27 protein-coding genes and 1 pseudogene are annotated in these 25,061 nt (G+C 61.9%); 3 read left to right on the top strand and 25 right to left on the bottom strand.

Going from position 1 to position 25,061, the window contains the following annotated elements:
• Window positions 1-291: 291 nt before the first annotated feature.
• Entirely contained in the window at window positions 292-762 is a 471-nt protein-coding gene (locus ACEN42_RS40480) for a zinc-finger-containing protein (RefSeq protein ID WP_371883997.1), read from the top strand.
• A 109-nt stretch (window positions 763-871) separates the two neighbouring features.
• Window positions 872-1,249, top strand: coding sequence for a hypothetical protein (locus ACEN42_RS40475; protein WP_371883996.1), 378 nt, complete (start codon window positions 872-874; stop codon window positions 1,247-1,249).
• A gap of 72 nt (window positions 1,250-1,321) precedes the next feature.
• On the opposite strand, the gene ACEN42_RS40470 is transcribed toward ACEN42_RS40475, so the two are convergent.
• From ACEN42_RS40470 to ACEN42_RS40420, 11 genes are all read right to left on the bottom strand, one after another.
• Window positions 1,322-2,635 carry a DUF2201 family putative metallopeptidase gene (locus ACEN42_RS40470; protein WP_371883995.1) on the bottom strand — a complete coding sequence of 438 codons (1,314 nt, stop codon included), beginning with the start codon at window positions 2,633-2,635 and terminating at the stop codon, window positions 1,322-1,324.
• Window positions 2,636-2,644: 9 nt separating this feature from the next.
• A complete protein-coding gene (locus ACEN42_RS40465; RefSeq protein WP_371883994.1) occupies window positions 2,645-3,559 on the bottom strand; it encodes a hypothetical protein in 915 nt (304 codons plus the stop codon).
• A gap of 108 nt (window positions 3,560-3,667) precedes the next feature.
• Complete coding sequence (locus ACEN42_RS40460) at window positions 3,668-4,693, bottom strand: ATP-binding protein (protein WP_250482461.1); 1,026 nt, start codon at window positions 4,691-4,693, stop codon at window positions 3,668-3,670.
• 252 nt (window positions 4,694-4,945) lie between these two features.
• Complete coding sequence (locus ACEN42_RS40455; RefSeq protein ID WP_371883993.1) at window positions 4,946-6,463, bottom strand: hypothetical protein; 1,518 nt, start codon at window positions 6,461-6,463, stop codon at window positions 4,946-4,948.
• 100 nt (window positions 6,464-6,563) lie between these two features.
• A complete protein-coding gene (locus tag ACEN42_RS40450) occupies window positions 6,564-7,010 on the bottom strand; it encodes a hypothetical protein (RefSeq protein ID WP_371883992.1) in 447 nt (148 codons plus the stop codon).
• Window positions 7,011-7,241: 231 nt separating this feature from the next.
• Window positions 7,242-7,706 (bottom strand): hypothetical protein, encoded by a 465-nt coding sequence (locus tag ACEN42_RS40445; RefSeq protein ID WP_371883991.1) that lies wholly within the window; start codon window positions 7,704-7,706, stop codon window positions 7,242-7,244.
• A complete protein-coding gene (locus ACEN42_RS40440) occupies window positions 7,703-8,179 on the bottom strand; it encodes a hypothetical protein (RefSeq protein ID WP_371883990.1) in 477 nt (158 codons plus the stop codon). Before ACEN42_RS40440 ends, ACEN42_RS40445 begins: the two co-directional genes overlap by 4 nt.
• A 27-nt stretch (window positions 8,180-8,206) precedes the next feature.
• Complete coding sequence (locus ACEN42_RS40435; protein ID WP_371883989.1) at window positions 8,207-8,491, bottom strand: hypothetical protein; 285 nt, start codon at window positions 8,489-8,491, stop codon at window positions 8,207-8,209.
• 192 nt (window positions 8,492-8,683) lie between these two features.
• Window positions 8,684-8,989, bottom strand: coding sequence for a hypothetical protein (locus ACEN42_RS40430; RefSeq protein WP_371883988.1), 306 nt, complete (start codon window positions 8,987-8,989; stop codon window positions 8,684-8,686).
• Between the two features lie 99 nt (window positions 8,990-9,088).
• Complete coding sequence (locus tag ACEN42_RS40425; protein ID WP_371884655.1) at window positions 9,089-9,223, bottom strand: hypothetical protein; 135 nt, start codon at window positions 9,221-9,223, stop codon at window positions 9,089-9,091.
• Window positions 9,224-9,340: 117 nt separating this feature from the next.
• The gene (locus ACEN42_RS40420) at window positions 9,341-9,586 is read right to left on the bottom strand and encodes a hypothetical protein (RefSeq protein ID WP_371884654.1); all 246 of its coding nucleotides are present in this window, start codon (window positions 9,584-9,586) and stop codon (window positions 9,341-9,343) included.
• A gap of 987 nt (window positions 9,587-10,573) precedes the next feature.
• Between ACEN42_RS40420 and ACEN42_RS40415 the strand changes: the two genes are divergently transcribed.
• Window positions 10,574-11,779, top strand: coding sequence for a hypothetical protein (locus ACEN42_RS40415; protein ID WP_371884653.1), 1,206 nt, complete (start codon window positions 10,574-10,576; stop codon window positions 11,777-11,779).
• A gap of 58 nt (window positions 11,780-11,837) precedes the next feature.
• Here the strand turns inward: ACEN42_RS40415 and ACEN42_RS40410 are convergent, their stop codons facing one another.
• From ACEN42_RS40410 to ACEN42_RS40345, 14 genes and pseudogenes are all read right to left on the bottom strand, one after another.
• Window positions 11,838-12,920 (bottom strand): hypothetical protein, encoded by a 1,083-nt coding sequence (locus ACEN42_RS40410; protein WP_371884652.1) that lies wholly within the window; start codon window positions 12,918-12,920, stop codon window positions 11,838-11,840.
• A 92-nt stretch (window positions 12,921-13,012) separates the two neighbouring features.
• Window positions 13,013-13,492, bottom strand: coding sequence for a hypothetical protein (locus ACEN42_RS40405; protein WP_371884651.1), 480 nt, complete (start codon window positions 13,490-13,492; stop codon window positions 13,013-13,015).
• A 95-nt stretch (window positions 13,493-13,587) separates the two neighbouring features.
• Window positions 13,588-14,421: a PRTRC system ThiF family protein gene (locus tag ACEN42_RS40400; protein WP_371884650.1), complete on the bottom strand. Its 834-nt coding sequence runs from the start codon at window positions 14,419-14,421 to the stop codon at window positions 13,588-13,590.
• Window positions 14,418-15,064: pseudogene (locus ACEN42_RS40395) on the bottom strand (PRTRC system protein A). The gene ACEN42_RS40400 and the pseudogene ACEN42_RS40395 overlap by 4 nt, the downstream one beginning before the upstream one ends.
• A gap of 14 nt (window positions 15,065-15,078) precedes the next feature.
• Window positions 15,079-15,807: a PRTRC system protein B gene (locus ACEN42_RS40390; protein ID WP_371884649.1), complete on the bottom strand. Its 729-nt coding sequence runs from the start codon at window positions 15,805-15,807 to the stop codon at window positions 15,079-15,081.
• Window positions 15,808-15,820: 13 nt separating this feature from the next.
• The gene (locus ACEN42_RS40385; protein WP_371884648.1) at window positions 15,821-16,810 is read right to left on the bottom strand and encodes a PRTRC system protein F; all 990 of its coding nucleotides are present in this window, start codon (window positions 16,808-16,810) and stop codon (window positions 15,821-15,823) included.
• Between the two features lie 41 nt (window positions 16,811-16,851).
• Window positions 16,852-17,067: a hypothetical protein gene (locus tag ACEN42_RS40380; protein WP_371884647.1), complete on the bottom strand. Its 216-nt coding sequence runs from the start codon at window positions 17,065-17,067 to the stop codon at window positions 16,852-16,854.
• Window positions 17,060-17,296: a PRTRC system protein C gene (locus ACEN42_RS40375; RefSeq protein ID WP_371884646.1), complete on the bottom strand. Its 237-nt coding sequence runs from the start codon at window positions 17,294-17,296 to the stop codon at window positions 17,060-17,062. Before ACEN42_RS40375 ends, ACEN42_RS40380 begins: the two co-directional genes overlap by 8 nt.
• Before the next feature lie 9 nt (window positions 17,297-17,305).
• On the bottom strand, window positions 17,306-17,818 hold the full coding sequence (locus ACEN42_RS40370; RefSeq protein WP_371884645.1) for a PRTRC system protein E: 513 nt from the start codon (window positions 17,816-17,818) through the stop codon (window positions 17,306-17,308).
• 61 nt (window positions 17,819-17,879) lie between these two features.
• A complete protein-coding gene (locus ACEN42_RS40365; RefSeq protein ID WP_371884644.1) occupies window positions 17,880-19,556 on the bottom strand; it encodes a PRTRC system ParB family protein in 1,677 nt (558 codons plus the stop codon).
• Between the two features lie 176 nt (window positions 19,557-19,732).
• The gene (locus ACEN42_RS40360) at window positions 19,733-20,431 is read right to left on the bottom strand and encodes a hypothetical protein (RefSeq protein WP_371884643.1); all 699 of its coding nucleotides are present in this window, start codon (window positions 20,429-20,431) and stop codon (window positions 19,733-19,735) included.
• Window positions 20,432-20,747: 316 nt separating this feature from the next.
• Window positions 20,748-20,996, bottom strand: a complete 249-nt coding sequence (locus tag ACEN42_RS40355) for a hypothetical protein (protein ID WP_371884642.1) — start codon at window positions 20,994-20,996, stop codon at window positions 20,748-20,750.
• Window positions 20,997-24,116, bottom strand: a complete 3,120-nt coding sequence (locus tag ACEN42_RS40350) for an SNF2-related protein (RefSeq protein WP_371884641.1) — start codon at window positions 24,114-24,116, stop codon at window positions 20,997-20,999.
• Between the two features lie 63 nt (window positions 24,117-24,179).
• Window positions 24,180-25,004, bottom strand: coding sequence for a hypothetical protein (locus ACEN42_RS40345; protein ID WP_371884640.1), 825 nt, complete (start codon window positions 25,002-25,004; stop codon window positions 24,180-24,182).
• Window positions 25,005-25,061 lie beyond the last annotated feature (57 nt).

Raw genomic sequence — 25,061 nt, 5'->3', positions numbered from 1 at the left:
GTCGGGTATTGTTGGTGCTGCGGCGTGCACGCGGACGCGCAAAAGACGCCTCAAATTGACCGGCTTTTAGGGTATAGCCAGCTATCGCCCGCCGGTAATTAGCTCTGGCCTGCCAGAAGGGCCAAGTGAATTATCATGATGAAACGCATTTGCCAGAAAGACGTCAAAAATGACATAGCTTTCCGGCTACAGCCTGCGGCGAGTGGCTGTTAGGCCTTCCTATTTTGCCCGGCGGCCGTTTTCGTTGACTGCCACCGCTTCGTTCGTTTTTCCGCCCCTGAGTCATCGGCGATGCGCATCGGAAAACCAGTCAAGCCTCTTCCTCACCCCAATTGCGACTATTGCGGCGATCCAGCCGTCGTTGCGCGTGCAGGCGACCACGTCTACCCTTACCGGGACGACCACGGCCCGCTGTGGCTGTGCCAGAACTGTCAGGCGTGGATCGGCGTGTTCCCGCGCAGCACGCGCAATGTGCCGCTCGGGCGTCTCGCCGACGCTCGCCTTCGAGAACTGAAGGCGAAGCTACACGCAGCGCTCGAACCACTGGTGTCGGCGAAGGTTCGCCGCGACGGCTGCAACGTGTTTGAGGCTCGCGCCAAAGCAATGAAATGGCTGGCTGGCGAAATCGGCGCGGACGCGGAGAAGTGTTCGATCCATACGCTCGATGCGGACCGGTGCGAACGCGCGATCGCTGTTGTCGAGCGGTTCCAGCACGGCCGCACCGCCACCGCTTCTTCAGAACCGGCTTGGGAAGATCGTTAAGCCAGGCAGTCAAATCATGCATTTCCTATGTCCCGCAACCTTCCAGCGTTCGTCTCAAGCCGCCCGTGCGCGCCTGAAAGCACAATTGCTCCCGATCCCCCGCGCAGTCGTGGACGACCTGGCGCTCCGGGCTCATCTCTCGTTGGAAGCCCTCCGCCGCGACTGCGACGAGATCGCTCCCGCGCAGCACATCACCGAGGTGGTACTGCTGGCCAAGTTTCTTTCGGAGGCAGGCCACGGTGAGTTCTCGCACGAAACCCTGCTGGCCGCCGACCGCGCGATGGCCCAGGTTTTCGAAGGCGGTCGAGAGCGCGGGATTTGGCGCGTTTCCTCCGACGCGGCGTTCGCTTTGCTGACCGCAGTCGTCTGCGTGTACGACCAGCAACTGCAGTCTGTAAGCCTTGGCGCACTTACCACGGCGAGCGAGCGGCTTGAGCGGTTCAAGGGTGGCGAGGCATATCAGCCGCTGCAAAAGCAGCGCGCCTGACGCGACCGCAGACGAAAAAAAAGCCCGGCGCGCCGGGCTTGTTGTTAAAGGGATGCACGGCTTAGCCGGGTTCTAGCAGATCACCTCCATCGTCTCGCCAAACGGTGCCTTGCGGGCGCGCGTCAGAGGGGTGGTCGATGCCCACAGCACCGGGTAGTGCGGCGCGACGGTTGGAAAGCGCCCCACCATATCTGTCAGGTAGACCAGAAAGGCGGGGTTCATGCCGTCTTGCGCGACCCGGATGAACGGGTCGACGAACGCCGTCCCGCCCCCACCGCGCACAGGCTTGATCTCGGGCGAGTCGCCTCGCTCGAAGATCTGCACCTGCGTGACGCGCGTGTCGCAGTCCATCACGATCAGCCGCGCGGGCTTCAACGAGTGGAAAACTGCGAGGATCTCCGCGTCGAACTGCGCCTGCGTCTCGTCGAACACCGAACCGCTGGAGTCACGCACGAAAACCGCATCGCCGATCGCCGGTGTATGCAGCGCGGGCAGATAGAACCCGAGGTGCAGGTATCGGCGATTAGGCGTCGCGAAGCTGTAGTTCGACGGCGACGACTGCTGCGCGAAGCGATGCAGCACCGCGCGCCAGTCCACCACAGGCCGAACCGCTTCACCGGCCATCGCCTGCAGATCGCCGGGGAGCTTGCCGCGCATCGCGGCCGCTTTCGCGGCCTGCGTGACGGCAACCTTCCACTCCGCCTCCTTCACCGGCTTGTCAGGACCTTTGTAGGGCCGGACTTCGCCGAAGGAGCCGGGCTTCGCTGGCTGGTCGGCGGGCGACTGCCCCGGCGCGGTGCCGTTCTGGCCACCGGGCTTCGGAGCCTGCCCGGCTTTCGGCTGCTGCTGGTCTTGCGGACCCGGCTGCGGCTGCTGCGGCGGCTGTTGCGGCTGCTGGTTCTGCGGCTGCTGCTGATTCGGCTGCGGAGGCTGTTGCTGCTGTTGCTGCTTTTCCTTTGCCTCTTCCGTCAGCAAACCGTAGATCTCCTCGGCCGACTTGCCCGTGTAGCGCGGATCGATGAGCGCCCCTTTCGGCAGAACCATGCCCGACGACAACACGATCGGGTTGATCGCGTAGTCGCAGGCATCGTTCCATCGGTCGGGATCGCGCGCGCCCTGACGCCAGCAGTGGCCGTTGGCCACGTGCAGCACCTCGTGCGCGACGACGCCGCGCACTTCAAGGTCGCTGAGCGACTCCATATACGTCGGGTTGTAGCCCAGCGTCTCGCCGTCGACCCAGAACGTTTTGGTCGACGGGTCCTCACGAACATTTAATCGGAGCGCGAGCGCCCCGAAGAAAGGTTGCGAGAGAACGAGCTCAGTGCGCTGCCGGGCAATGCGCGGATGGACCGCGCTACTGCCCAGCACAACATCGGTGCGGTCCATGACGCCCCCTTATGCGACGAGGCGCAGTTGGCTTGCACCTGCCGATTCGACTTCCATCGGCTCCGGCTGCATGCCCATGAACGCGGCGATCAGCCCTTCAATCTCCTGTGCCTTGCTGGCCACCTGAGAACGAAGCACGCGCGAGTCCTTCAGTTCCGCGCCCGTGTGCACGGCCAGATGCGTCTTGGCTTGCTCGAGGATGTGCGTGAGCTGCGGGTCATTCGCGAAGTTGAGCTTCGACAACAAGGCGCACAGTTCGCGCACGTTGTTCGCCACGTCCAGTCGCACGTTGCCGGTCGCGTACAGGCGGTTAGCCATCTGCGAGACAGCTTCGTACAGACGCCGCACCAGATCCTCGTTCGCGGTCGCGATCGAGGCGAGAACGTGCTGGTCCAACTCGCTCTTGAGCGTGTTGAGCACGTTTGCCGGAAGCTCGACGCCGAACTGGCTCGCGTCGGGGAACGGCAGAACCGCCATCTTCACGCCGAACTTCGTGGACAGCTCCGCGAGGGTCGGATAGTCCGCCTCGTTGAAAAGTCCGTTCAGTTCTTCGCGAGCGGCCTCCTTGAGATTCAGATAGTCGGTGAGAAACACGGAAACCGCCAAGTCGAACTCGTCTTTCAACGAGCGCATCTTTTCGGCGAAATCCATGTAGACCATCGTCGGCAAGAGCCGCACCCCCAACTGGTCGTACTTCAGGGTGTGGTCGTAGAAGTACGAGCGGATGCGGCCGGCGAGCGTCACGACTTCTGCGAAGCTCGGCGCGTGCTCGGGCAACAGGCGTTTGTTGAATCTGCCGATGCCCTTCGCGTGGTGCTTGCTCTCGACTTCCTGCGTCACCTTGCCGTCGAAACGGCGGGCGACCCAGGTCGAAATCGTGACGGAGCAGAGCATGACTTTCGATTGGATGGAAGTGATGTCCATGAGAAAACCTCGTAGAAATGGAATGGATGAAGCAAAGAAGAAGGCCCTGCGCGTCCGAAGACACGGCAGGGCCAACATGGGTGAGGCTGAGAAAGGGGTATTGCGTGGTTACTCGCCGCGGATGATCTTGCCGATCTCTCCGCCTTGCGCGCCAATGAAGGCATACGAGTTCTGGATCTGCGGCGAGCGCTGGACAGCATCTCGCACGAGCAGCGCCGCGAACTCGCGGTGCCCCTCGCCGATCAGACGCTCGGTGTAGCGCACGACGCGATCGAAGTTGTTTTCGTTCGCGCGTGCCGCAAGCGCTGCCGCGATCGCGTACAACGCCGAAGGCGTCGTCGGGATCATGGCCGTGTCGGGCGCGAGAAGGATCGCGTCCGGATTCGGCAGTTCGCGGAAGATCTGGAGGAACGCAACCAGTTCCGTCGCGGCACCCTCTCCCACCGAACCAGCGTAGGAGATGTGCTCCAGATGCTTCGGCACGACGTCCATCGTCTTCGCGACAAACCCCCAGCTACGCGGGCTCGGTGCGTTTTCGATATCGCGCGACGTCTTCTGCACGGACAGCAAGTCCGGGCGGAAGCGCAGGAACGCGATGAGCGCGGGCGGGATGTTTTCGCGCACGGCCCACTGCGTCCAGTCGTCGATGGTCGGTTCGAGTTCAACCACGGTGGCGAAACGCGAAATCACCGGATCGAGAATCCCGGAGACACCGGCGTTGTCGGTACGGCGGTTCGTGGCCGCGAGGAACGTGACCTGCGGTGGCAGGACGTGCTCACCGACGCGCCGCGCGAGCAGCAACTGCATCTTCGCGGCTTGCACGGCGGGCGAGGCCTGCCCAAGGTCATCCAAGAACCAGATCAGCGGGCGTCTGGCCGTCATCGCGCGCTCCAGATCCCCGAACGGCAGGAACTTGGCGGTTGTGCCGTCGGGCGAAGGAAACGGCAACCCTTTCGAGTCGGTCGGATCCTCGACAACCGGGTGACTGATGAGCAGTTCGTGATCAGTCGCATGTGCGGTCTGCTCGACGATGTCGCTCTTGCCGATGCCGGGACGGCCAGTGATGAGCACCGGCAGACGCTTCGGCACGTACAGCGAGAGGAGTTCGGTGAGTTGAGCGGGCGTGACTTTCATGATGGCTTCCAAGGAGAAGCCCCATAAAGACTACGCCCGTAGGGACGTGGTCCCTTAGGGGCAAGATATGAAAAAGCCGGCTCGTAGCCGGCTGGGTCGATGCGTCAGTGACGCGGGTGATAGATGCAGTGTAGGGGTCGTGCGGTGGCGCAACCGGTGCAAAGATCACTAATTCATGGTGCCTTAAGCCATCGCGACGGCCGACGCGGCTAAAAAAACCCGGCACGATGGCCGGGTTGGTTCGAAAGTGAGTTAGCTTGCGCGCTGTTCAAGCGCCACGCGCGCATAGGCAAGCGTACCGTCGTTTGCGCGAAGCGATACCTGCAACTGCCGCACAGGATCTGCGAGCGCGTAGCGCACGCTCGTCCCCTGCCGCACGCTCACGATCTCCGAGAAGCCTTCGGCGATCGTCCGCTCCACCCACTGCGTACCTGTCACGGCCGCACCGTCTTGCATGCGAATCCGCGACATCTCAGCCGCTTCGCGAGCGCGAGCGACCTCGCGGGCGACGCGCCTCGCCTCACGTTGGGAAACCGACAACGCCTCCCACTCTGCTTGCTGCGCGGCGTCCATACCTGCCAGTTGAAAGATGCCCCGGCGCCGAGCCGCAGCTCGAACGCCGATGAGCTTGATGCCGAACACCTCGCGCACCGCTTGCTTGCTCGCGCGGTTCGCATCGTCGGGCCGGTCCAGGATACTGTGGAGATAGGACATGTCGGCCGTCTGCACTGCCTTCGCAAACTCGTTGGCAAAAGTGTGCGTGTGCCTGCCGTGATCGAGAATGGCCAGTTGCGAGTCCAGCTGGAAGCGGCGGGCGCTGATGCTGCCCGACTTCCGCGCCTTCTCGAGTTCCGCTAGCCGGTTGTCACGCGCGCTGTCGGCGAGCGTACGCCGCAGTACCTCCGCAAACTGGCAGGTCGGTAGGCCGACATCGACGGGCTTCAGGTACGCCTCAGGCAAAGGATGCGCTCCGAGAATGCCCTTCGCGTACAGCAGGTCGTCGACTTCGACCGTCGTTGGCGAGTTCGGCACGAGACCCATCAGCATCGCGAGCAGCGCGGCATTGTCAGAGGTGATCGCCTGCTTCGAATGGCGCATCACCGTTGCGAGCGGCTCGAGCTTCGCAAGCGGCAGCGCCCCGCGCAACTCCGGCACCGCGAGAAGCGGCTTGGCCCATTGCAAATCGGAGTCGAACTTCGACAACGAAGCGTAGTCATCGATCACCGCCTGCGGAACAGGCTTGCCCGCAGCAAGCGCGTAGGCGACGTGAACTTCATGCCGACCGTTGCTCTGTCGATCGTCCAGCATCGGGCCGGCGTAGCGGAAGCCGAACCGACGCTCGGACTCGTCCTGCAGCAGCTCGAACAAATCCAGCCCGCGACGGCCGCTCTTAGCCGCCTCTTCGTTGGCTTGCGCCAGTTGATCCGAGGAGAACAAATACAGCGGCTCGCGCGCCAGATCAAAAGCCAGATAGAGCAGTTGCCAGTGCTCGCGCCGGATTTGCCACGCTTCGAGCGCGGCGAACGACGGTCTGAAGTAGGCCGCGTCGATCTCGTCGATGAGCGACAGGAAGAGGCCTGTCGCCGTTCCGAGCCGACGAACGGTAAGCTTGCCGTTATAGCGAGTCACGGATACGGAGTGGCTGACGAACGTAAGCGCGATCTCTGTCGCGTCGACTGCTGCGACGCTCGCGTCGTCTCGCAGGAAACGGAGCACTTCGAGCATCGTACGGAAGGAATGGGCCGCGCCCGAGAAGGAAAGCTGATACATGGTCGATTGCCTCGGAAAAATTGCGGGCAATCGCTCCCTGTCGGGTCGATGCCCGGCAAGGGTTAAATGCGCCGAATGGGCGCTTGACGAAGTTGAGCTATTAAGCCGCGTCGATTAAACGGGCGATTAGACGAGCGAGCGACCACGCGTGGTCAGTCGAAAAGACCTTCGCGCGGAGCAACGGGATGATCGCGTAGGTGCGGTCGAGCGAGTCGCTAAGCTGCGGTCGGCTGATGAAGTCGACATGAATAAGCCAGCCCTCGCTGTTTCCGATGCACACGGAAACGGAGATTCGTTCGTATGACGACGGCTCGGGCCACGGTCTGCTGTGGCGCGCTCCGTACATGGCTTCGTTAGCGTCGTCCTGCAGGTTCGCGTGACAAAGCCACTCGGGTTCGAGCTCCGTTCCGCGCACGAAGCGGCACAGATCCTGGAAGACCTGATCGACTGTCTTGCCGTCGGTATCCAGCCGGGCGACCGACTTAATATCGACCGCACCATCGGCGGAAACACCTCCCCGCAGCGCATCCGTGTTTGCTAAAGACATAACCAACTCCTGAAAATGAAAAGCGCGCCCGAAGGCGCGCCAGAAAACGAAAACGGTAAAAAAAACCGCACCTCGAAAGGTGCGGTTTCGTCTTTGGACTTAGCTTGCGCTGCGTCGAATCATTTGCCCCACTCGCGCTCGCGATCGCGCTTCTGTCCATTGTGGTTGGTCCACATGAAGAAGCCCGCGATGGAGAGGCCAAGTACTACCGTGAAGATGGTCGCGCCCACGTCATTCTCCTTTCATATGTAAGAAGCCGGCATACCACAATACTACTCCAAGCCCGACAAGAGCGGCGGTCCCGACAACGGTCGGCCCATCCCAAGCAGCGGACGAATGTGCATAGCCAACTGCGCCGCCGATGGATGCCGCCGACAACGTGTGCAGGTAGCGGCCGTTCTGCTGCCGTTGATCCTTCGACGGATTAGCAATTGCGTAAAGCCTATCGCCCAGTCCGGGGCCCAGATCACGCGGAACGGACACGACGTAAGTTCCGTCCGGATGGGCAGTCACCGGCAAGACATGGCCCTTGTATTCCAAAGTGAACGACGGAGAACACTCAGACTCCTCCATCTTGCCGAGTAGCCCGAGTACACGCGGTGCCAGATGAACCTGCCCTGTTGTTGGATCGAGCGTAACCCGGTCCACGATCTTGGTGCCGGCGCTGTACTCGATTTTCACCTTCGCCAGCTTCATCGACGACCTCCGCACTTCGGATCGATGCCGCCGGCCAAACGCAGGCCGTCCAACATTGCTCGATAGCCCGAGGGCGTCTCGAGTTGCGTCAGGGCGACGTGGTTTTCGCCACCGCCCGTCAGGTCGGAGCGGCCGCGCCCGGTTCTGAAGCTCAGCGCGACACCTGAACCTCCTTGACGCTCGAGCACGTCGACAAACAACGTCTCGGTGCGCAACGACACCCGTACTTCGGAATTGCCGCGGCGCGTATCGGTGACGATTTCGTGCGCATGCGCCGGAAGACGCAAGTCCTGCGCGACGCGTCGCAGAACGCGCGTCGCATGGCGTTGCAGAGCCGCTTTCGCGCCGGCATTGGCACTACTGCGGTCCGCATAAAACACTCGGGGAAATTTCATGATTGCCTCATTGCAGACGAGGCAGGTCCCTTGCGGGGAGCCTGCCCCGCAAGGGTTGGCGCGGTTTTCACCGCGCATTCAGAAGATGCGTACTGCGATGCCCGATTAGAGGAATCGCGCCTTGTAACCGTCGAGCGCAGGCTTCAAGCGTTTGAAGCTCGCGTCGCCGTAACCGTCGCTGATCCGCCCAACCTCGGCGAACATATGCGGCCGCGCGCCCGATGGGCAGAACTCCGGGTGAGACACAATCGCCGTGAACTCGTCAACGTCGCCTGCTTGCGCAGCGACTTCCACCGGAAGCATCCCGTAGAAGTTCTTGCCGTTGACATCGTTGGTCGAAGCGTCCCAGCCGCTGGTCTGGCCGTGGGTGATCAACTGATAGTGGTTCATTGATGGTTAATCCAGTTGGTCGAGGCGTTGCCGCCAGTTAGTGGGTGATCCGGTAGCCGGACCCATTCGAGACGAGAAACACCTGCTGACCAACAGCGAACTGCTGATCGTCGACCTGTGTAACGACCCCGGTCTGACCGTTGGCGCGACGAAGGAAAACTTCGACACCGCTGTGACGAGACATAGCGGCGCTCACGCGCTGAGCGACCAAGCCGGAGCGGAGCCGGAAAGCGCGCCGGCAATATAGCGGCCGCTACCGTTGCCGATGACTTGCGAGCCCAGGAAGGCACCTGCCGCTGCGCTGACGATCGATGCAATGCCCGACGAGCCAGAATTGCTCTCGATGGTGATCGGACGCACGCGCAGGATGGTTGCCTGCTCGAACTGGCCGATGCGTTGAACGTCGTAGCGCTGGTAGGTATCCGGCGAGCCGAAGTCCGCCGTGGCGCAGCCAGTCAGAACCGAAAGAAGCATCACGGAACAGAAAAACTTGATCATGGATCACCTCGATTGAATGTGAGGCAATCCATTCCCGAAGGGGCTGGTTTGCCCCAAAGGGAAGAGAAACGGGAAATACGCAGCGAAAAGCTACGTGAGTCAGTGGATGACCGAGGCGATTGCCGTCGAGACGTACACAACGACAACGAGAAACGACAGCATCTTCCAGGCTTCGGCGTCCTGCTTGGCGTACCAGGCGAGGCTGCTGATAGCGTGTTTGAGCATCGGGAACATGGGCAACTCCTGAGAAAGGTAGGAGCCGCCCTCGATGGGAGGCTCCCATCAAGGAAAGATTTGGACCTGAAGAAACGGCGTCCAGCGAACTGCACTGGACGCGTCATTTACGAAGACCTACGAGGCGGCATGGCTGAGGTGATGCAGTCTGACACGACCGCTTTGCACCAGATGCCGTTCGGCTTGATGGTTGAGCGAATAGTCCCAATCCACCATCGCCGTGCCGTCGCTCCACACCGAATGAATGCGTCCGGTGTAAAGCTGCGGCGGGCTGGCCTCGACGTCCTGACCGACCACACGCTGATTCGCCATGAAACCGTTCTTGCTGGAAACTTTGACGACAGGTGCGAGATTGCGAGACATAGACAACTCCAAAAAATAAAGGGAGCTGTCTCCCGAAGGGATAGGCTCCCAACGGGACGAAAAAAGGCGACCAACGAAGGTCGCCAGAAGATTGCCGTCATAGACGGCTGGAGAGAAGCTGGTCCTCCAGCACGCTGGAGGGGTAGGTCGATGCGCTAAAGCGCGGGGAATGGAGCCAGTCTACGGAGTCAGCCGCGAGGTCGGCATTGGAAAGCTCAAGGATTCGCTATGCCTTTCGCTCGAAACGGAGACGAACAGCTTTCGGACGGTGACTAACCTCGCGACGAATCGCCCCGAGCGGCACCGCACGCACGGAGCCGGGACGAAAAAAAGCGCCTGCTCCATTGCTGGAGCGGCGCTTGAAAGTCCGTCGCAAAATCCGAGGGCCGTCGACGAACCTGAGAGAGTCGCCATTCTAGCCATCGACGCCATAGCCAATGCGTTGAAAAGACCGCTAAAAACACTTCGGTTCGAAATAAACAGCGTTTCCAACGACGGGAAGCGAAGAAAGATGCGGTTCGAAGGAGCGCCCCGACGAAGCGCCAGAGGCGGGTGTGGGTCATGGCGCTGGTGGCCGCCCTCACCAGGGCGAAGAAAAGGCCACCCAAGGATGTGCCTTGGGTGGCCTTAGTTTTTTAGTTTTTGTATTGTCTGGTCTCTCAGCACCCTTATTAGCGGGTAGCGTCAATATAGACTGACAAATCGAAACGATCTGTTAGGAACATCACGTTTCGGGCTCGCTCAGGACCGCCCCCGACCGGTCTTAGTCGTAGGCCGCCTTTCCTTGCTCATCTGAAATTTGCAACTAAGCTATTACTGCGCGTCCTCGTGGCTGTGGGCGCGCGCTGTTGTAGATCACATCCATTAGCCCGCTGTCGTTCGCCGCGACGCGGGCTTTCTTTTGGTCACTCCTCTGCAAGCCCCGCATAGCTTGACTTTGCGCTGTAGCTGCGAAGATGAATCATCTGCCCCGATTCTTCTTCGACCATGCTCCAGACCATCGACCTGTCCTCGCTTCGCACCAGTTCAAACGCCTACGCTCCCGCGCGTGCCCGCGACGTCGCACTTACCCCGGAGGTGGCGGCGCTGCTCGCAGCGGACGCTGTCGTCGCTATCGGCGTGAGCGGCGGCAAGGACAGCGTCGCCTGCGCGCTCGCGGTTGCCCGCCATCTGGACGCCATCGGCCACAGCGGTCCGCGCGTCCTCGTTCATTCCGACCTCGGCCGTGTTGAATGGAAGGACAGCGGTCCGGCGTGCGAGCGGCTTGCGGCCCATCTCGGCTGGGAACTGCTTACGTTGCAACGGCAAGCCGGTGACATGCTCGCCAGATGGGAGAAGCGCTGGTCGAACAACGTCGAGCGCTATCGCGATCTCTCCTGCGTGCGGCTGATCCTGCCGTGGAGCACGCCGTCCATGCGCTTCTGCACCTCAGAATTGCAAGGAGACCTAATTAAATCCGCGCTGAACAAGCGTTTTCCGACGCACAACATCGTTAGTGTCACCGGCGTGCGCCGCCAAGAAAGCAGTTCTCGAAGCAAGATGGCTGTTGCGGCCCCGCTCGCTCCCCTGTCGACCAAGGGGCGCACCGGCGTGACGTGGAATGCCATCATCGAATGGACTGTCGACGAGGTCTTCACCGAGATCGCTGCGGCCGGACTGGCGCTGCATGAGGCGTACACGGTGTACGGTGCGTCGCGCGTCTCATGCGCGTACTGCATCATGAGTTCGCTCGACGACCTGCGAGCCGCGGCAAGCTGCGCCGACAACCACGACGTCTACCGTGAGATGGTGCGCCTGGAAGCCGAATCGACGTTCGCCTTCCAAGGGCAACGGTGGCTGGCCGACGTCGCGCCCCATCTTCTGCCGCCTGAACTGGCCGCGAACGTTGCGCGTGCGAAGGCTGCCGCGATCGAGCGCCAAGCCATCGAGGCGGAGATCCCTGCGCACCTGCTCTTCTCGTCGGGCTGGCCGACCACGCGCCCGACGCCCGACGAAGCGGAATTGCTCGCGAGCGTACGCCGCCGCGTCGCCCAGACAGTCGGCATCGAGGTCGGCTACACCAGCGCGGCCGACGTTATGCGCCGGTACGACGAACTGCTGGCACAGCGGCAAGGCGCGCCTTCGTCTGCCGACGCAAATGCCACCGAGCCCTCAGCCGCGTCAGTCCCGGCGCAAGCGAGCTTCGGGTTCTAGCGGGCGAAAAAAAAACCACGCCCCGAAAATTCGGGGCGTGGCGTTGATCAAAACAGCACTAGGCGAGACACAGCGAGAGCTGAACGTCCGACGCAAAAAACGCGGGATCCGGCGCGGCGCCTTCACGCGCCACGGGGACTTCCCACTGGAGTTGCGCATCGCTGAAGGAACCGAGGCCGTACAGCAGCCGGTCCGTGTCTTCGCGATTGAGCAAGTCGCCGAACGCAAAGCTGAATACAGCCGGCGCACATGCGTCCTCACCCACAACGCCGAGCGTTCTCGCAAGCTCGTCGGCGCGGCGAACCTTCCACTCCTCGGTGCCATCGGGCGAACGCGTCACGGTGATGCGCGTCGCCGACGGCACCTGCGGGGCGTTGCTCACCGCGTCGCGGAACGCTGGAATCGCCTTTTTGGCGAATCCCGGCGTTTCCATTTCCACCGGATAAGCGACTTCAGTGATGAAGGAGCCGACCGCGCTGTATTGCCAGCCAGCGTGACGCCACGGTGCGGCGCCCATTGCAACCAACACATTGTGCTGGTCGATGGAACGACACCGCACCTCCGGCATCCGCTCCATCGCCGTCTTCGTTGTGGACGGCACCGGCACCTCGATCTGCGCGGTCCCACAGTCGTACTCCTTGAGCACTCGCCAAACGCTGAGCGGGCCGCTGTTCCCATAGATCGAGAGCAGCAGGTCGATGTCCGCGTGCAGCGAAACGGTCAAGCTGCCGCTGACCAACTCATCGATACGAGACTCGAAGCCTGCCCGAATCAACGACAGCCGGACATCGTTCAACTGCGACTCAGGCACCGCCGAGTAGCACGAGGAGCCGACTGACAAATCGATTGCCCGATCCCGAAGCAGCGTGGGCTTGGCAAGCTCACTTCTCCAGCTCGCGATGTAGTTTTCAGGCCGGATCGATCCATTGCGGCTACGGAGCATCCCGCCTTCGCAACTGGTCGCGTGCGAGAAGATGCGGCGCATGACCTGCGCATAGTTGCCCAGTGCCACGGCCGACCAGTGGTCGGTATGCGGGTAGACGTTCGACTCATAGCCACGCTCGAACAACGCGTAGATCCACTCGCCGTCGGATTTCTGCATTGCGCCTGCGCGCTTGCCCGTCAAAATTGAAGAACCCATGTCTTGCTCCATTGATAGGCGGAGCAGCCCCAACGGGCTGCGTACCCGCTGAGGTAAAAGAGAACCGCTCCACGAGGGAGCGGCTAATGCTGTTAGCGCAGACGCGGCATAACCGAGAAGGCGGTCAGGCACTGCACGCAGCACATGACAAGGCCGAGCCAGACGCCGAACGCCGCGGCGAACACAACGCCATGTGCGCCGCACGCGGCGCTTGCGCCAATAACCACCGCGACGCCGCGCGCAAGATGCAACATCAGGACGCGGTTGACGACCCAGTCGCACACACGGGGGAAGAGTCCTGGGCGGGCGCGGTCTCGCTGACAGGCGACCTGCCATGCGAGCGAGGCCGCGAGAACGCCGAGCAGCCCGGCCATGATTCGGCCAACGCCCGATGCGTCGTGCAACAAATGCTCGTAGGCGAACCTGACGGCCATGCCGAGGTAGCCCGCCGGCGGGAGCGAATTTGCGGCCGTTGCGACAACAAAGGCCGCACAGCACCACCAGCGCTCTTGCCACAACGCCGCCGCCACTTTGAGCGGTGCCGAAACTACGATTTCAATGTCTTCCGACATTCGGATACTCCTGTTGGGGTTGTCGTGCCCGTTGAGCACGAGAAAAGAAAATGCCGACCCCTTGCGGAGGTCGGCAGTGATGGAACAGCGACTACTTACGCAGCGAGCTTGGCCTTGCGGCTCTTCCTCGCTTTCTTTACGGCCGGCTTCGGGACTTCGTACCCAAAGCGCGCCCACGCGGCCGGATCCAACGGAATCGGATTTGTGCGCCCCGTTGCGAGGTTCACAAACACGCCCGAGAACGGCACCGCGCCGGTCCGAAACATGGTCCAGAGCATGTTGAACGCTTGGACCGCAATGGCCTGATTGATGACCAGCGACTGCTTGCGCAGCGCCTCGGCCATCGAACAGGACGGGGTCTCGTCTTTTGCATCGAGCTTCGCGTCAATCAGTTCCGGAAACAACTCGCCCACATGCGGCAGCCGTTCAGGATGCTTCAGCGCGTAGCTCTTGCCACAGACTTGACCGATGACAACTTGGCCGCGATCCGTGTCGTTGCCGCAGTCGAGGTAATACGCCTCGGTGTACTGCGCTGCGCCGACAATCGCGGCCCGCGCGGCACGCGTGTCTACGCAGCCGATTACGAGATCGACGTTGTAGAGCGGCTCGCCCGGACCGAATCGCCGGGTTTCCGCCCGCCAGTTCGTGCCCATCAGCGCGTTTAGCCGATTGACGATGAGCGAGGCTTTGTACTCGCCCACGTCGTTCGGATAGAAGCCCTGACGGCCGACGTTGGTCGGACTGACCGTGTCGTCATCGAACACGGTGCAGTCGATGCCGCCCGGGTGGCCCAGTTCCAGCATCGCGTGGTGCAGTCGCGCCAAGCTCGGGAGCACCGCACTTCCGGTGCCGCCCGCGCCCAATACGACCACATTCCAGCTCCGCTCGAGCATCCGCGAAGGAAGTTGATGTCGGATGGTCCCGGTCATGCAACCTCCTGCGCGCGAGCCGCCGCGTACCAACTGCTCGGCACGCGCTCGACGTTCTCGAAGATGCCTTTGGCACACAGTCGCATCGCCATACTCGGCACCGACGACGCGCAGTTGCCGACGACGAAGGCGAACTTCGTCTCGTGTCGGTCATCTTCGTAGTCTGTCGGCGAGAAGTAGGCGGGATGCGCGCCGTGCGAATGGCAGTCGATCACCCGCAGTTCACTTGGCAGAAGGTCCGGCCGCTCGTACTTCAAAGAGCCGGTTCCCTGCGACAGCACCTTCACGGGCGCGAGGCGAAACTGCTTCGTCTCCACGTTCCAGACGATCCAGGCGCCGGTTTCCAGCGGATGCGAGGCGCGCGCCATCGCGACGAATTCGCCGATCAACTCGGGCGGCACCGCACCGCACCGCAATGCAACTCGGTCGATTCGGCCACTTTCCCGTACGGGATCGCGGTCGGGACCGTGTAGTGCGCAATGCGGCGAACGACCGAGAGCCACGGCAGATCGATTTCTAGAAAAACACCGTTCTCGCCGATGAGCAGCCGCTCACCGGCCGCCTGCATTGGCGCGACCGGCTCACGCCGGGGCACCATGACAGTCGGAAATGAGCGTTGAAGCGCGGCATCGGCAGGATTCAAAGCACCAGCATCCATCATCGAACTCCTTGTTTGTCGGCGATCAGCTCAGCGAGACTAAGGTCCATGGGGACGAGCGCGTCTTTCGGGAATTGCTCGCCGTACTTGCCGTCGAGCATCTCCTTCCAGAACGCAAATTCGCCATTCGGATGCGAAACACGTTTGTTGCCGTGGTTCGGGTGCGTGAAGGCCGATTCGAAGAATCCGCCCTCCCATCCGCCGATCGATTCGATATCGATCCGCTTAGGAACGTGCGCCGAGCCGATGCAGATCCGCCCCCAGTCCCAGGTGTTAAAGTAAGGCGGTTCATGCAGCTTCGACTCAGGTGTTGGCCGGCTGTCCTCATGCAGCGCGAACACGGCGAACCCGCTCGAAGCTGCATGGAACACCAACCCCGGATGCGGGACGACAGCACTGCGCCGCCCGATCTCCTGACAGTCGAAGAAGACTCTTCGCATCGCCGGTCTGCACCACCACATCACCGCGTCTTGCGACACCGCGAGCACCGTCTCAGGCAAAAATTCCGCCTTCGGTGCCGCGTTCTGAGCCAACTCACGCAGGCAATCAACAAGCGCCATACGGTCGATCGGCCTTCCGGCTCCAATCGTTGCCCGGCCACTCTTGCCCTGCGTCACCGGATGAACGGTGCCGTAGACCGCGCTGCGGTCCTGACGGCCGTATAGCAAGATGGCACTGATCGCCGCCAGTTCATCGACGCGGTCTGAGCCGATATCAAGCCCTTTCATATAAAGCTCCTCGTTATGCCGCGAGACACGCGATGACGCGGTCCAGTTGGCCAAGAATGGATAAGCCCTGCGACCAGTCCGCGTACTGCTTGCGGATGGCGTCAGGCGTAGAGGCAAGCGGCGTGAAGCCAAGGTAAGTCGTGCCGTCGCCGGCGCTGGCGAGGTACTCGTAGTGCGAATCGAGTACTTCCCCCACGCGGGTGTCGTTTTCCACGGTGAGGGTGGCCGACGCATAAGCGCAGCGCGGCCGATATTCACAGCCGAAGAGGTCGCGATTGCCGACCCGCTGCAACATCAGCGACAGCTTCTCCAGCTCCGCACAGATCCGACGCGTGCGACCGGCGGTGAACCGCTGAAGCCGTCTGAGCGCCGCAACGCCAAGTGCCCGTTGAGGCAGATAGCGCCGGGTTTTCGCGTGCCACCGGTAGACGTCCATGTCGTCGGGACAGAGCTGCGGACGGACAACGGAAGGGAGGTAGTACTCCATGTCCGCCTCGTCCTCGCCGAGTCGGTCCGTCAGCATCTCGCGCGCTTCCTCGTCGGTCGCGTTCGAATCGCCGTCCCAGAACCAAGAGGCGAATTCCCCAAGGAACTCGTCCGGCGTCCGAATCCACATCGTGCGTCCCGCTGCACGATTGATAAGCACCATCGCCGTCGATACCAACCGCGGATGAACATTGCGAAGCTCGGCGGCACGCCTGCCGATCTCGAAGATGCTCTCCTCCGTTATCTCGATGCCGAGATAAACGGGCGAGGTCGGATTGAACTCGCTGCTGTCCTCCTGATACTGGACAACGTCTTGCACCGCCTGTACATCGCACAGTACGAAGTCAAAGCCGAGGCAGTCCAGACGCGGCGTATGACGCTTGGCCCACGCGAAAAAGCCGTGGGCAAGCGCGTCACCCGCGCCTTTGAACTCCGGTACGTCGCGCGGCCTCAGCACGCCCGAGTTGAACTGGGCGGAGATAAGACCCGCGACATCCTTTTCGGCTTGCCAACGCATCACTGCGCGCGTTTTGACGTCCGAGCCGATGGCCGGCAGGCTTAGAAAATCATTGGGAGTTCGACGTCCGGCAGAGGGAGCGCGTCGCGGTTGCCAAGGCTCTCCCGCGACAGCGACTTCTGCACCAGACGGGCGAGGATCGAAGAGCATTGCTCGATCTCCTTGTCATGAAAAACAACCGCCCTTCCGGGCGGTTGCTGATGAGAAAGAGCCAAGTCCGGATCGGACAGGGCTTTGAGGAGGTCGCGCTTACGCATGGACGCGGCAGGCCATGACGGCACCCTTCGCACCCGCCGCACGCACGAACGTGAAGCGCATGACTTCGCCCTCCGTCGTGGGTCCGTCGATCGCCGCGGTCGTCAACTCCGGGTACTGCGCGGAATAGAGATCGCGAACATCGTCGGGTGAGAAGGTCGGCCCCGGATCAGGGAACGTCACGCCGTTGTAGACGAACTCGCGCGTGAGCTTCGCAACTTGGATAGCCATGTCTGCTCCTTAGTCGAAAAGCGATGCGAGGTTGGTCCCGGTGTTAGCCGGTTCCGCCGGTGCTTCCGCTGCGAACGATGCGTTCGGGGCGGTGCTCTGCCCTTCGGCGTCGTCACTTGCGTCGTCATCATCGTTGTCTGCATCGGTGGTCGATCTGCCGGGCGCAGGCAAAGCAGGCTTGCTTCCGCCCTTAGCCAGCGTCTTGGTCGCTTTGGAGACTTGCGTCGTCTTGGCGGCCTCGAGGATGGCGGTGGTGGCAGCTACCTGCTCGGCGAGCGACGCGTGCGCGCCGGTATAGGCTGCGAGCGCGTCGACGAAGCCCGCGTCGAGTTCGGCCGCCATCGCGGTGAGCGCGAGCGGCTGAAGCATGGCGGCGTCTTTTGCCGTGCCTTGCGGCATGACACAGACAACCATCTCTTCGCCCTTCATCTGCAAAGACAACGTGAGCTTCGTGCAGTGACGCAGAAGCGGTTCAATAGCTGCAAACATGGAAAACTCCTGAGAAAGAAAAAAGACCGCCATCCAAAGGATGGGCAGTCTATGAAGGATGGAAACTACGGTCGATGCACGGGCGAGCCGCGCGTTAGAACTTGAGCACCTTCGGGATCTTGCCCGCGTAGTCGAAGCCTTCGACCGCCAGAAGCGCGTCGATGACCTCGGACTTGGACTTGCCGAAGGCCTTCTTGAAGTTGTCGCCGAGCGCGGCACGAATGCGCAACTCGTCGGCAACCACCATCATTTCGGACTTCGTGATCAACTCCATAAACTCTTTGCAGAGCTTCCAGTGCTTCGCGAGATCGAGGTGATGGTGCTTGCACAGACGCGTGAGGTGCTGGACATCGAGGCCCTGGATCGCGGCAACCGTCACACCGGTGACGGCATGCGCGAGCTTCGCGTCGTCTGCGGCAGCCGTCGAGGCTGCAGCTTTCGACACGTCACCGGACGCGACCTGCTCCTCGGTGAGCTTTTCCCAGATGCCCGAGAGCGTCTTTTGATCGACGCAGCGCATCTGGTCGGACAGTGCGATCGCAACGAGATATCGCTGAGCCAGCGCGGGATCGGCTCCCACCTCGCGGCGCAGGGCTTTACGCCACAACGCCACGCGATACGCTTTGATCCGGTCCGACTCAGCCACCACCGTCGCCGGCGGATTGCTTGTCGTCGATGCCGCGGACGAACCAGCCGCTCCCTTCGCTGCTGCAGGCGACGCTTTCGCGCCCGCCTTGGCTGCTTCGGGCTTCGGCTGCGTCGCGGCTTTGACCGCTTGCAGTTGCGCCGCCACCTTCTTCATGTTGCAGACGGTGTCGAAGCACTGGCCGCGATAGACCTTGCCGATCGAATCAGGCAGACCGCTCACCGCCGCGCCATAGTTCTGGCACGCGTGACACGCCTTGGCCTGTTCTTCGCCGACGCCTTTGGGGCCATCGACTGCGAGTTGCACGCGCGTGTGGTTGTCGCCAGCACGCACGATGCGCACGACCGGATATTCGTCGCGAAGACCAGTGGCCGTCGCTTCAAGCATCTTTTCGGTCTTCTCGTTGTAGCAGGTGCGGTTCGTACAGTTTCCCGTACCGATGGACTCGCCGAACATTTCGCCTTGCGTGGACGAGTTGTGCGGGCATCCGGCGCAGTCGGCCTTGTCGAAGATCGCGGCTGCCAACGAACAGGCGACCTGTTCGATGGTTTTCTTAACCTCCGCCACCGCCTTACCCTCCTTGATGATCACCGGCAGCAGCTTGTCCTGCGTCTCTTTGGGGAGCGCGGCCAGCAGCTCGGCGTGACCGAGAAGGATCTGACGCGTGCTGAGTGCATCGAGCACAGGCGTGCTGCAGTTCATCAGCGCGAGACGCTTGTCGAGCGTCGCGCGTGACCAGCCGAAGACGCGTGCCACTTCGTCTCGATCGCCTTTGCACAGCCCGACTTGCTCGGCTGCCGCAATGGCTTCTTCGGCGGGTGACATGTCGGCTCGCTGGATATTCTCGATGATGGCCAGTTGCTTCGCTTCGACCTCATCGATGTCTCGAACGACGACCGGAATTTCATAATCCTCGCCGTGCGCCGCAAGCGCCGCCTTGTATCTGCGGCCGCCGGCGACGAGGCTGAAGCCACCGTCGGCGAGCGTGCGCACGATGACGGGCTGGATGACGCCCTTTTCGCGCACAGACGCGGTCAGTTCTTCCATCTCCGCCGCATCGAAATACTTGCGGGGATTGATGGTGACCTGAATGTTCTTGAGAGCGAGAGTAGGTTGTTGCTGCATGGCAGGGCTCCTGAAAGGGAACCTGCCCCCTTTGGGAGTGGTTCCCAAAGGGTTGAACAACGTGGGCTGACGAAGTCAGCGCGGGGTCGATGCGTCTATGACGCGGGTGATGGAGCAACAATAGCGGTTTACTTCGCGCGCACGCCGCGCAAAAGCTCACGAATTCATGCCGTCTTTCAGAGCCAGGCGGGTCGCGGCTCATTCTCGTCCGCATCCAACGGCTTGCCTCGTGTCCACGCAAGTCGGTGAAGCGAGACGAGATCCGCCGCTAACCGCTCCGAATCGGCCGCCGAGAGAGCAAGGCTGATCGACCGAACCTCATTGATCCCGACTGCCACTTTGACGACCAAGGTCACGTCGCGATAACCCGGCGCATCGAGCTTGTTTTCGTACTGGCACGAATGCACCACGTCGTCGTCCGGCAGCGCCGTGTCCGCCGGCTCGTGAGCCAGCCCCCATCGTCTAATCATTGCCAGCCAGCGGGCCTCCCCCTTGGGAAAGTAACGATGCACTTCCGTCGCGTGTCGAGTGTCCAGCCGCAGCACCTGGATGCAGTGCTCTAGCAGATCATCGTCGAGCCGTCGAAAGTCAGTGAGACTGAAGGGGAAGTCCTCGCCGTTGTAGAGGCCAGCCAGAAACTGAGCAGCGACGCGTGCCTGCCCAGAACTGCCCTCGGCCACGTCAAGGAGATAGGCAAGCGAATCAAGGCTCGCGTCGCGATCCTGAGCGCGTATCTCGGCCGCTCGCTGCGCGGGTGTCGTTCCGCCCGCCGCTTTTGCAAGGAAGTCGTCAACGGTCTCTTTGAGTGCTTCGGCTAAATGCGTTGGGACGGTAAAGGAGAGGGATCGGGTGCTGGTTGTTGGCGAATTGCTCATTGCATTGTCGTGGCGTTACGGACGCTCGAAGTCGCGCCTGTTCGAATGATGCCATGAGCGAAAAAGTGCGCCGGCGGAACGCCGGCGCCCAAGACAGTCGGCGCATAACCGGGGGACACCAGACCGCGAACGAAGCGTATTGGCATTAAGGGCCACATGATGCGGTGCAACGAACACTCGGGCTCGCGATGGCGAAAACACCCCGACGCGTGGCCGAACGGTCATCAGGTCTCGGGGGCAATGTCGAAAAAAACCCGGCTCGAAAGCCGGGTTGGGATAAAGGGTATGACAGCGGCACCGAGGATGCCGCTGTGTCTCATGCTTCCGCGCCAGTCGGGGGCGGCATCGACCGAGACAGCAGAGTCGTGACCGCGCCCGCCAACGTCCAATCGCCAAACTGCTGCTCATGGCTTTCATGAACGAGGCGGTCAAGGCACAACACCTCTACGCCATCGACTTGTACCTTGCCGAGGACGTTCGCCAGCACCGCGCGATTGGAGCCTTCACGTTTAACCGTGACGACGCCCTCCCCGACCACCACATACACGTTCGAGTCTTTCGGCATTTATGCAGCCTCCTTCAAAAGTTTGCGCATGTCACCGGACGTTTCCGCCGACAGCAATGCGAGGTCATCGACAAAACGATCTAGCAGGGAGTCCATATGAAGGAAGGTCTCGTCGTCCAGTTCCGGCGTCGCCCAGTCCAGCCCCGCCTGCGTCGCGTCACGTTTGTGCGCGACCATTTGGTCCTGATACTCGTCGATGCTTCCCGGTAGGTGAAAATAGACTACTTTCAACACGCCCTTCCGATTCCATCGCAGCGCGCGCCGCATCGCCTGATACTCGATGCGCCACGTCCACGAACGGTCGTAGAAGAGGATGTAGTCGGCGTTCGGCAGGTTATAGCCCGCGCGGCCCGATGCCTTGGTTGCCATCAGACCGGTTGCCAGTCCGCCCAAGAATCGCTTGTCCTTATCGGCCACGCGACGCTTGATCGGGATCTCGCCATGACACGGCACCGTCTGCACACCATGCGCGTCCAGCTCGCGCGCCAGAAGATCGAGCACGCCCGGGTTCTCGGCGAACACGATCGCTTGCTTGCCTTCCGCCGCGATCGCTCTCATACGGGCCGCGATCGCGCGTTGCTTGCTCGTCAGCCCGCCGATGTACTCCACGCCCTCCATCCCGAACTGCGGGTAGTTGGCGGAGAAGTGAACAGCACGGATACGAGCGAGGATCGTCACCAGGTTGCACGCCTTCTTGTCATCGCGCGATGAGCGATACCAATCGGCGAACTCGTCAGCAGCGCGCAGGTACGCGGCCAGATGCCCGCGATCCCAGTCGACCGTCTCCACCTCAAACTGCGGCGGCTCGATCTGGATATAACGCGAGACCTCAGGCTCGGCGACCAGCCGCCGCTTGATGTGCGGCGCGAGCATCGCCCGGTACAGGTGCAGGTTGCCGATCTTCGGCACCTCGCGCTTTGCCCCGTCCTGCAGGCTCTCCGCGAACTGCCACGTGACCCACTCCAGCACCACGAAGTCATCCCTGAATCGATCGACGCCGCGCATCGCGTACTCCACCGAATTGATCCAGTTCTGCTCGAGATAACCGACGCGGTAGCCATACGGCTGAGCTGCCGTTCCATCACCACCGGAGAACGCAATCAACCCGAACGCGTCTCTGGGGTAGTTCGGGATGGGACTTCCCGTCAAAACGAACCGTCGCCGCGCCGACAGCTGCCAAAGCGCGCGGCTCTGATCACTTGTCGGATTGGCGAGGCGTTCGCCTTCGTCGGCCACCAGCAGGCCGATACGGCGGCGAAGCCGATGGGCATACGTCACGCGCGCGGAAGCTGCCTTGTCGACCGGCATGCGCAGCCGCTCATACGAGATCAGGTTGATTCGCCGGAGGTCACCAAGGTCCGCCGCCGATTCGATTACCTTCACCTGATCGGCCGCGATCGGCAACTGGCCGATCTCCTTCAGCATCTCCTCGATGAGCCGGGACTCAACGACGATGAGGCCGTGCTTCACACCGGAGACGAGGATCAGCGCCAACGCGAGCCGGGACTTGCCGCAGCCCTGCTCCCACGCAACGACGCAACCGGTCGGTTTCAACAGCGTTTCGACCAGATCATCGACCTGAAACTCCCAATCGAGCCACTGATCGACGCCGAGCGCCTTCACGCGTGAGCGCAGCGCCGCTGCTTGGTCGGGAAAGCGCGCGCACAGACCTTCGTGCACGACTTCCCATCCCTCGCTGACGTTATCGACCGCGAACCGCGCATTGAGCTCGTCGACAGACAGGTGATACCAAACGCCATGCAGCGCGTATCGGTATCGCCCGTCGGCTTCGCGATCAAAGTGGACTTCGTCGCCCGCCTTGATGAGCGGACTGGCCCAGCGCGTCGCATCGACCTTGTGGGTCTCTTTCGCGATGCCCGACACCTGATCACGCGATCCAGCGCCAGTTGTCCACGCCACGTGCCGCAGCGGCATTGCCTGCCGTACGCTGCGACGCATGCGTCTGCTGAAGTGCTCCATGAAGCCGGGCGCGAGTTGCGGCTCGCCACCGATGCCGCGGATTCGATCGAGCAACTGACCAAAGGCCGCGACCGGATCGTCTTGCACCAGATACGTTTCCATATCCAGCAAGCCTTGCCCCGAGTAACGGAAACCACGCGGCAGCCGGTGGCCGTCACGCGAGTAGATGCGCTTCACTAGAACCGCGTTGAGCACCATCGCTTCGTTGAAGCCACACGCAAAGGACAAGCGAATGCGCCGGCCATCGTGCGACACCATGACAGACTTGTCGCCCGTGACCGCACGCGTGATGAGCGGCACGCTGTCATCGAGCTTCTGCAGTCGCAACCGAGCTTCCCCGAAGGAACGCTCCTCGAAGTGCAGTCCGAGATCTGGGCCAGGCTTCGCCAGATCGTCGACGACCGCCCGCACAAAGTTCGAGGGACGATCGCGATAACGGTCGAACACCACCACGGCCGTGCGCACGTTCGCGCCTTCCAACTCGAACGCGTCCGCTGGAAGTTCGAACAGTCCAGCCGCGCGGCGCTTCAATCGGTCGCCCTGCTCGCCCGCGATCATCGACTCGGCGGTGGTGATCGGCAGAAGCGCAACGACGATATTTGCCGCCTCCAGCGCCTGATGCACGGCGTAGTCGTGGCTCAACGCGCTGGTGTGCGCGCCGTACCGGCCCCACGTCGTGCATTCCAGCGTCTGCAGATGCGGCGACTCGAGATGGATCGAGAACGGAGGATTGATGATCGCGATATCGAAGCGCGCCGGATGGATGTCCTCCATGCCAGCCTGCCGGAACTCGCAATCAAACCCCCCGTCCTCGAACACCTTCTGGCACTGCTGGATGACATCGGCGTGGACGTCGACGCCGTACACGGCATGGCGTTCCGGGTCTGCGTACTGAAGCAGCCGGCCCGAGCCGACCGAGTTGTCCAGGATCCGGATAAGCCGATTGACCTTCCAGCCGCTGACGAAGCTCCACATGAACGCCGCAATGGCGTCCGGCGTGAAGAACTGCCCGAGGTGCTGACGCCGCGCCGCTGCCAGCTCGCCCTGATGGGCGATCGACGCTGCCTGCGACCCCAAACTTCTGATCGCACGCAACGGCTCGTACCAGTCGCGCTCAACCGAAAACAGATCTCTCTGCATGATTTGCCTCTAGAAAAGAAAAGACCCGCCGGAGCGGGTCGAAAAGATGGAACGGTGGGAACTTCAGTACCGGTCGCGCGAGGCGAGGTACTTGGCGCCGAACTCACTAATGAAGAGGGACAACGCATCACCCACGTCGTGAGCGAACTTGAACTGCCATTTGTCGTTGAACAGCACGATCTCGAGCCCCGTGAACGACAGCTTCTCGCGAGTGGAGAACGTCAGTCGGTGGACGCTGACGTTGCGCAGTTGCATCGCCAGCGCGCCGAACTGATGCTTCTTCGCGAAGGTCGCGAGTCCATCGAAGGTTGTGAACACCGACTGCTGCGACGAGTAGTAGACCTCGCGCTCACCTTTCGAGCGAAAAGACGCTTCGGACGAGACACGCTTTTCCAAGATCACCGCGCTGCTGGTGCGCTTGATCTCGGTATCGGGCTTGAGCCAGAAGCCGTCGATGATGGCCTTGGCTGCCTGCTCGAACGCAACGCGCTCGCCAGCTTCACCACCGAACGTTCGCTCGAGGTGTTGCCAGAAGCCGTCCAAGTCAGGGATCTTGTTTTTCCTCAGATCGTCTTCGATATCGAGGCCGCATCGGTCGAGTTCGCGACTCTGATCGATCTCGATTCTGCCGCCGGCGGGCGCAAACTTGCGGCTTGCCTCCATCACAAGCCGGGACAGCACCCTACGACAGAACGTGTTGAGCTCGCGTTCGACCTTGTATTCGCTGCGCACTTCCATCGCCGAATACTCGGTCAGCCCGTCTGCGAAGACATCGCGCTCCGCCTGAACGACGGCGCGATATGCCACTGCTGCTGCCGTTTGGGCCGTCTTGAACTGCTCGATCAACTGTGTGTACATGCGATTGCTCCATGGAATGAGCAGGCGCACGCCCGCGAAGGGGACATGCCCCTGCGGGTTTGGCTAGAAGTTTGTGTGCGGCGATGA

It is taken from the genome of Caballeronia sp. S22, from assembly GCF_964261745.1.
In the GTDB taxonomy this organism is placed as follows: Bacteria; Pseudomonadota; Gammaproteobacteria; order Burkholderiales; family Burkholderiaceae; genus Caballeronia; species Caballeronia jiangsuensis.
Note: the sequence above shows the minus strand (reverse complement) of the source record. Positions and strands in the feature narration are given on the sequence as shown.

What these genes read in the sequence shown, in the direction of transcription:
- ACEN42_RS40480 (WP_371883997.1), top strand. Translation starts at nt 292, where the DNA reads ATGCGCATCGGAAAACCAGTCAAGCCTCTTCCTCACCCCAATTGCGAC.
- ACEN42_RS40470 (WP_371883995.1), bottom strand. Translation starts at nt 2,635, where the DNA reads ATGGACCGCACCGATGTTGTGCTGGGCAGTAGCGCGGTCCATCCGCGC.
- ACEN42_RS40465 (WP_371883994.1), bottom strand. Translation starts at nt 3,559, where the DNA reads ATGGACATCACTTCCATCCAATCGAAAGTCATGCTCTGCTCCGTCACG.
- ACEN42_RS40460 (WP_250482461.1), bottom strand. Translation starts at nt 4,693, where the DNA reads ATGAAAGTCACGCCCGCTCAACTCACCGAACTCCTCTCGCTGTACGTG.
- ACEN42_RS40455 (WP_371883993.1), bottom strand. Translation starts at nt 6,463, where the DNA reads ATGTATCAGCTTTCCTTCTCGGGCGCGGCCCATTCCTTCCGTACGATG.
- ACEN42_RS40450 (WP_371883992.1), bottom strand. Translation starts at nt 7,010, where the DNA reads ATGTCTTTAGCAAACACGGATGCGCTGCGGGGAGGTGTTTCCGCCGAT.
- ACEN42_RS40445 (WP_371883991.1), bottom strand. Translation starts at nt 7,706, where the DNA reads ATGAAGCTGGCGAAGGTGAAAATCGAGTACAGCGCCGGCACCAAGATC.
- ACEN42_RS40440 (WP_371883990.1), bottom strand. Translation starts at nt 8,179, where the DNA reads ATGCGCGGTGAAAACCGCGCCAACCCTTGCGGGGCAGGCTCCCCGCAA.
- ACEN42_RS40435 (WP_371883989.1), bottom strand. Translation starts at nt 8,491, where the DNA reads ATGAACCACTATCAGTTGATCACCCACGGCCAGACCAGCGGCTGGGAC.
- ACEN42_RS40430 (WP_371883988.1), bottom strand. Translation starts at nt 8,989, where the DNA reads ATGATCAAGTTTTTCTGTTCCGTGATGCTTCTTTCGGTTCTGACTGGC.
- ACEN42_RS40425 (WP_371884655.1), bottom strand. Translation starts at nt 9,223, where the DNA reads ATGTTCCCGATGCTCAAACACGCTATCAGCAGCCTCGCCTGGTACGCC.
- ACEN42_RS40420 (WP_371884654.1), bottom strand. Translation starts at nt 9,586, where the DNA reads ATGTCTCGCAATCTCGCACCTGTCGTCAAAGTTTCCAGCAAGAACGGT.
- ACEN42_RS40415 (WP_371884653.1), top strand. Translation starts at nt 10,574, where the DNA reads ATGCTCCAGACCATCGACCTGTCCTCGCTTCGCACCAGTTCAAACGCC.
- ACEN42_RS40410 (WP_371884652.1), bottom strand. Translation starts at nt 12,920, where the DNA reads ATGGGTTCTTCAATTTTGACGGGCAAGCGCGCAGGCGCAATGCAGAAA.
- ACEN42_RS40405 (WP_371884651.1), bottom strand. Translation starts at nt 13,492, where the DNA reads ATGTCGGAAGACATTGAAATCGTAGTTTCGGCACCGCTCAAAGTGGCG.
- ACEN42_RS40400 (WP_371884650.1), bottom strand. Translation starts at nt 14,421, where the DNA reads ATGACCGGGACCATCCGACATCAACTTCCTTCGCGGATGCTCGAGCGG.
- ACEN42_RS40390 (WP_371884649.1), bottom strand. Translation starts at nt 15,807, where the DNA reads ATGAAAGGGCTTGATATCGGCTCAGACCGCGTCGATGAACTGGCGGCG.
- ACEN42_RS40385 (WP_371884648.1), bottom strand. Translation starts at nt 16,810, where the DNA reads ATGCGTTGGCAAGCCGAAAAGGATGTCGCGGGTCTTATCTCCGCCCAG.
- ACEN42_RS40380 (WP_371884647.1), bottom strand. Translation starts at nt 17,067, where the DNA reads ATGCGTAAGCGCGACCTCCTCAAAGCCCTGTCCGATCCGGACTTGGCT.
- ACEN42_RS40375 (WP_371884646.1), bottom strand. Translation starts at nt 17,296, where the DNA reads ATGGCTATCCAAGTTGCGAAGCTCACGCGCGAGTTCGTCTACAACGGC.
- ACEN42_RS40370 (WP_371884645.1), bottom strand. Translation starts at nt 17,818, where the DNA reads ATGGCGGTCTTTTTTCTTTCTCAGGAGTTTTCCATGTTTGCAGCTATT.
- ACEN42_RS40365 (WP_371884644.1), bottom strand. Translation starts at nt 19,556, where the DNA reads ATGCAGCAACAACCTACTCTCGCTCTCAAGAACATTCAGGTCACCATC.
- ACEN42_RS40360 (WP_371884643.1), bottom strand. Translation starts at nt 20,431, where the DNA reads ATGAGCAATTCGCCAACAACCAGCACCCGATCCCTCTCCTTTACCGTC.
- ACEN42_RS40355 (WP_371884642.1), bottom strand. Translation starts at nt 20,996, where the DNA reads ATGCCGAAAGACTCGAACGTGTATGTGGTGGTCGGGGAGGGCGTCGTC.
- ACEN42_RS40350 (WP_371884641.1), bottom strand. Translation starts at nt 24,116, where the DNA reads ATGCAGAGAGATCTGTTTTCGGTTGAGCGCGACTGGTACGAGCCGTTG.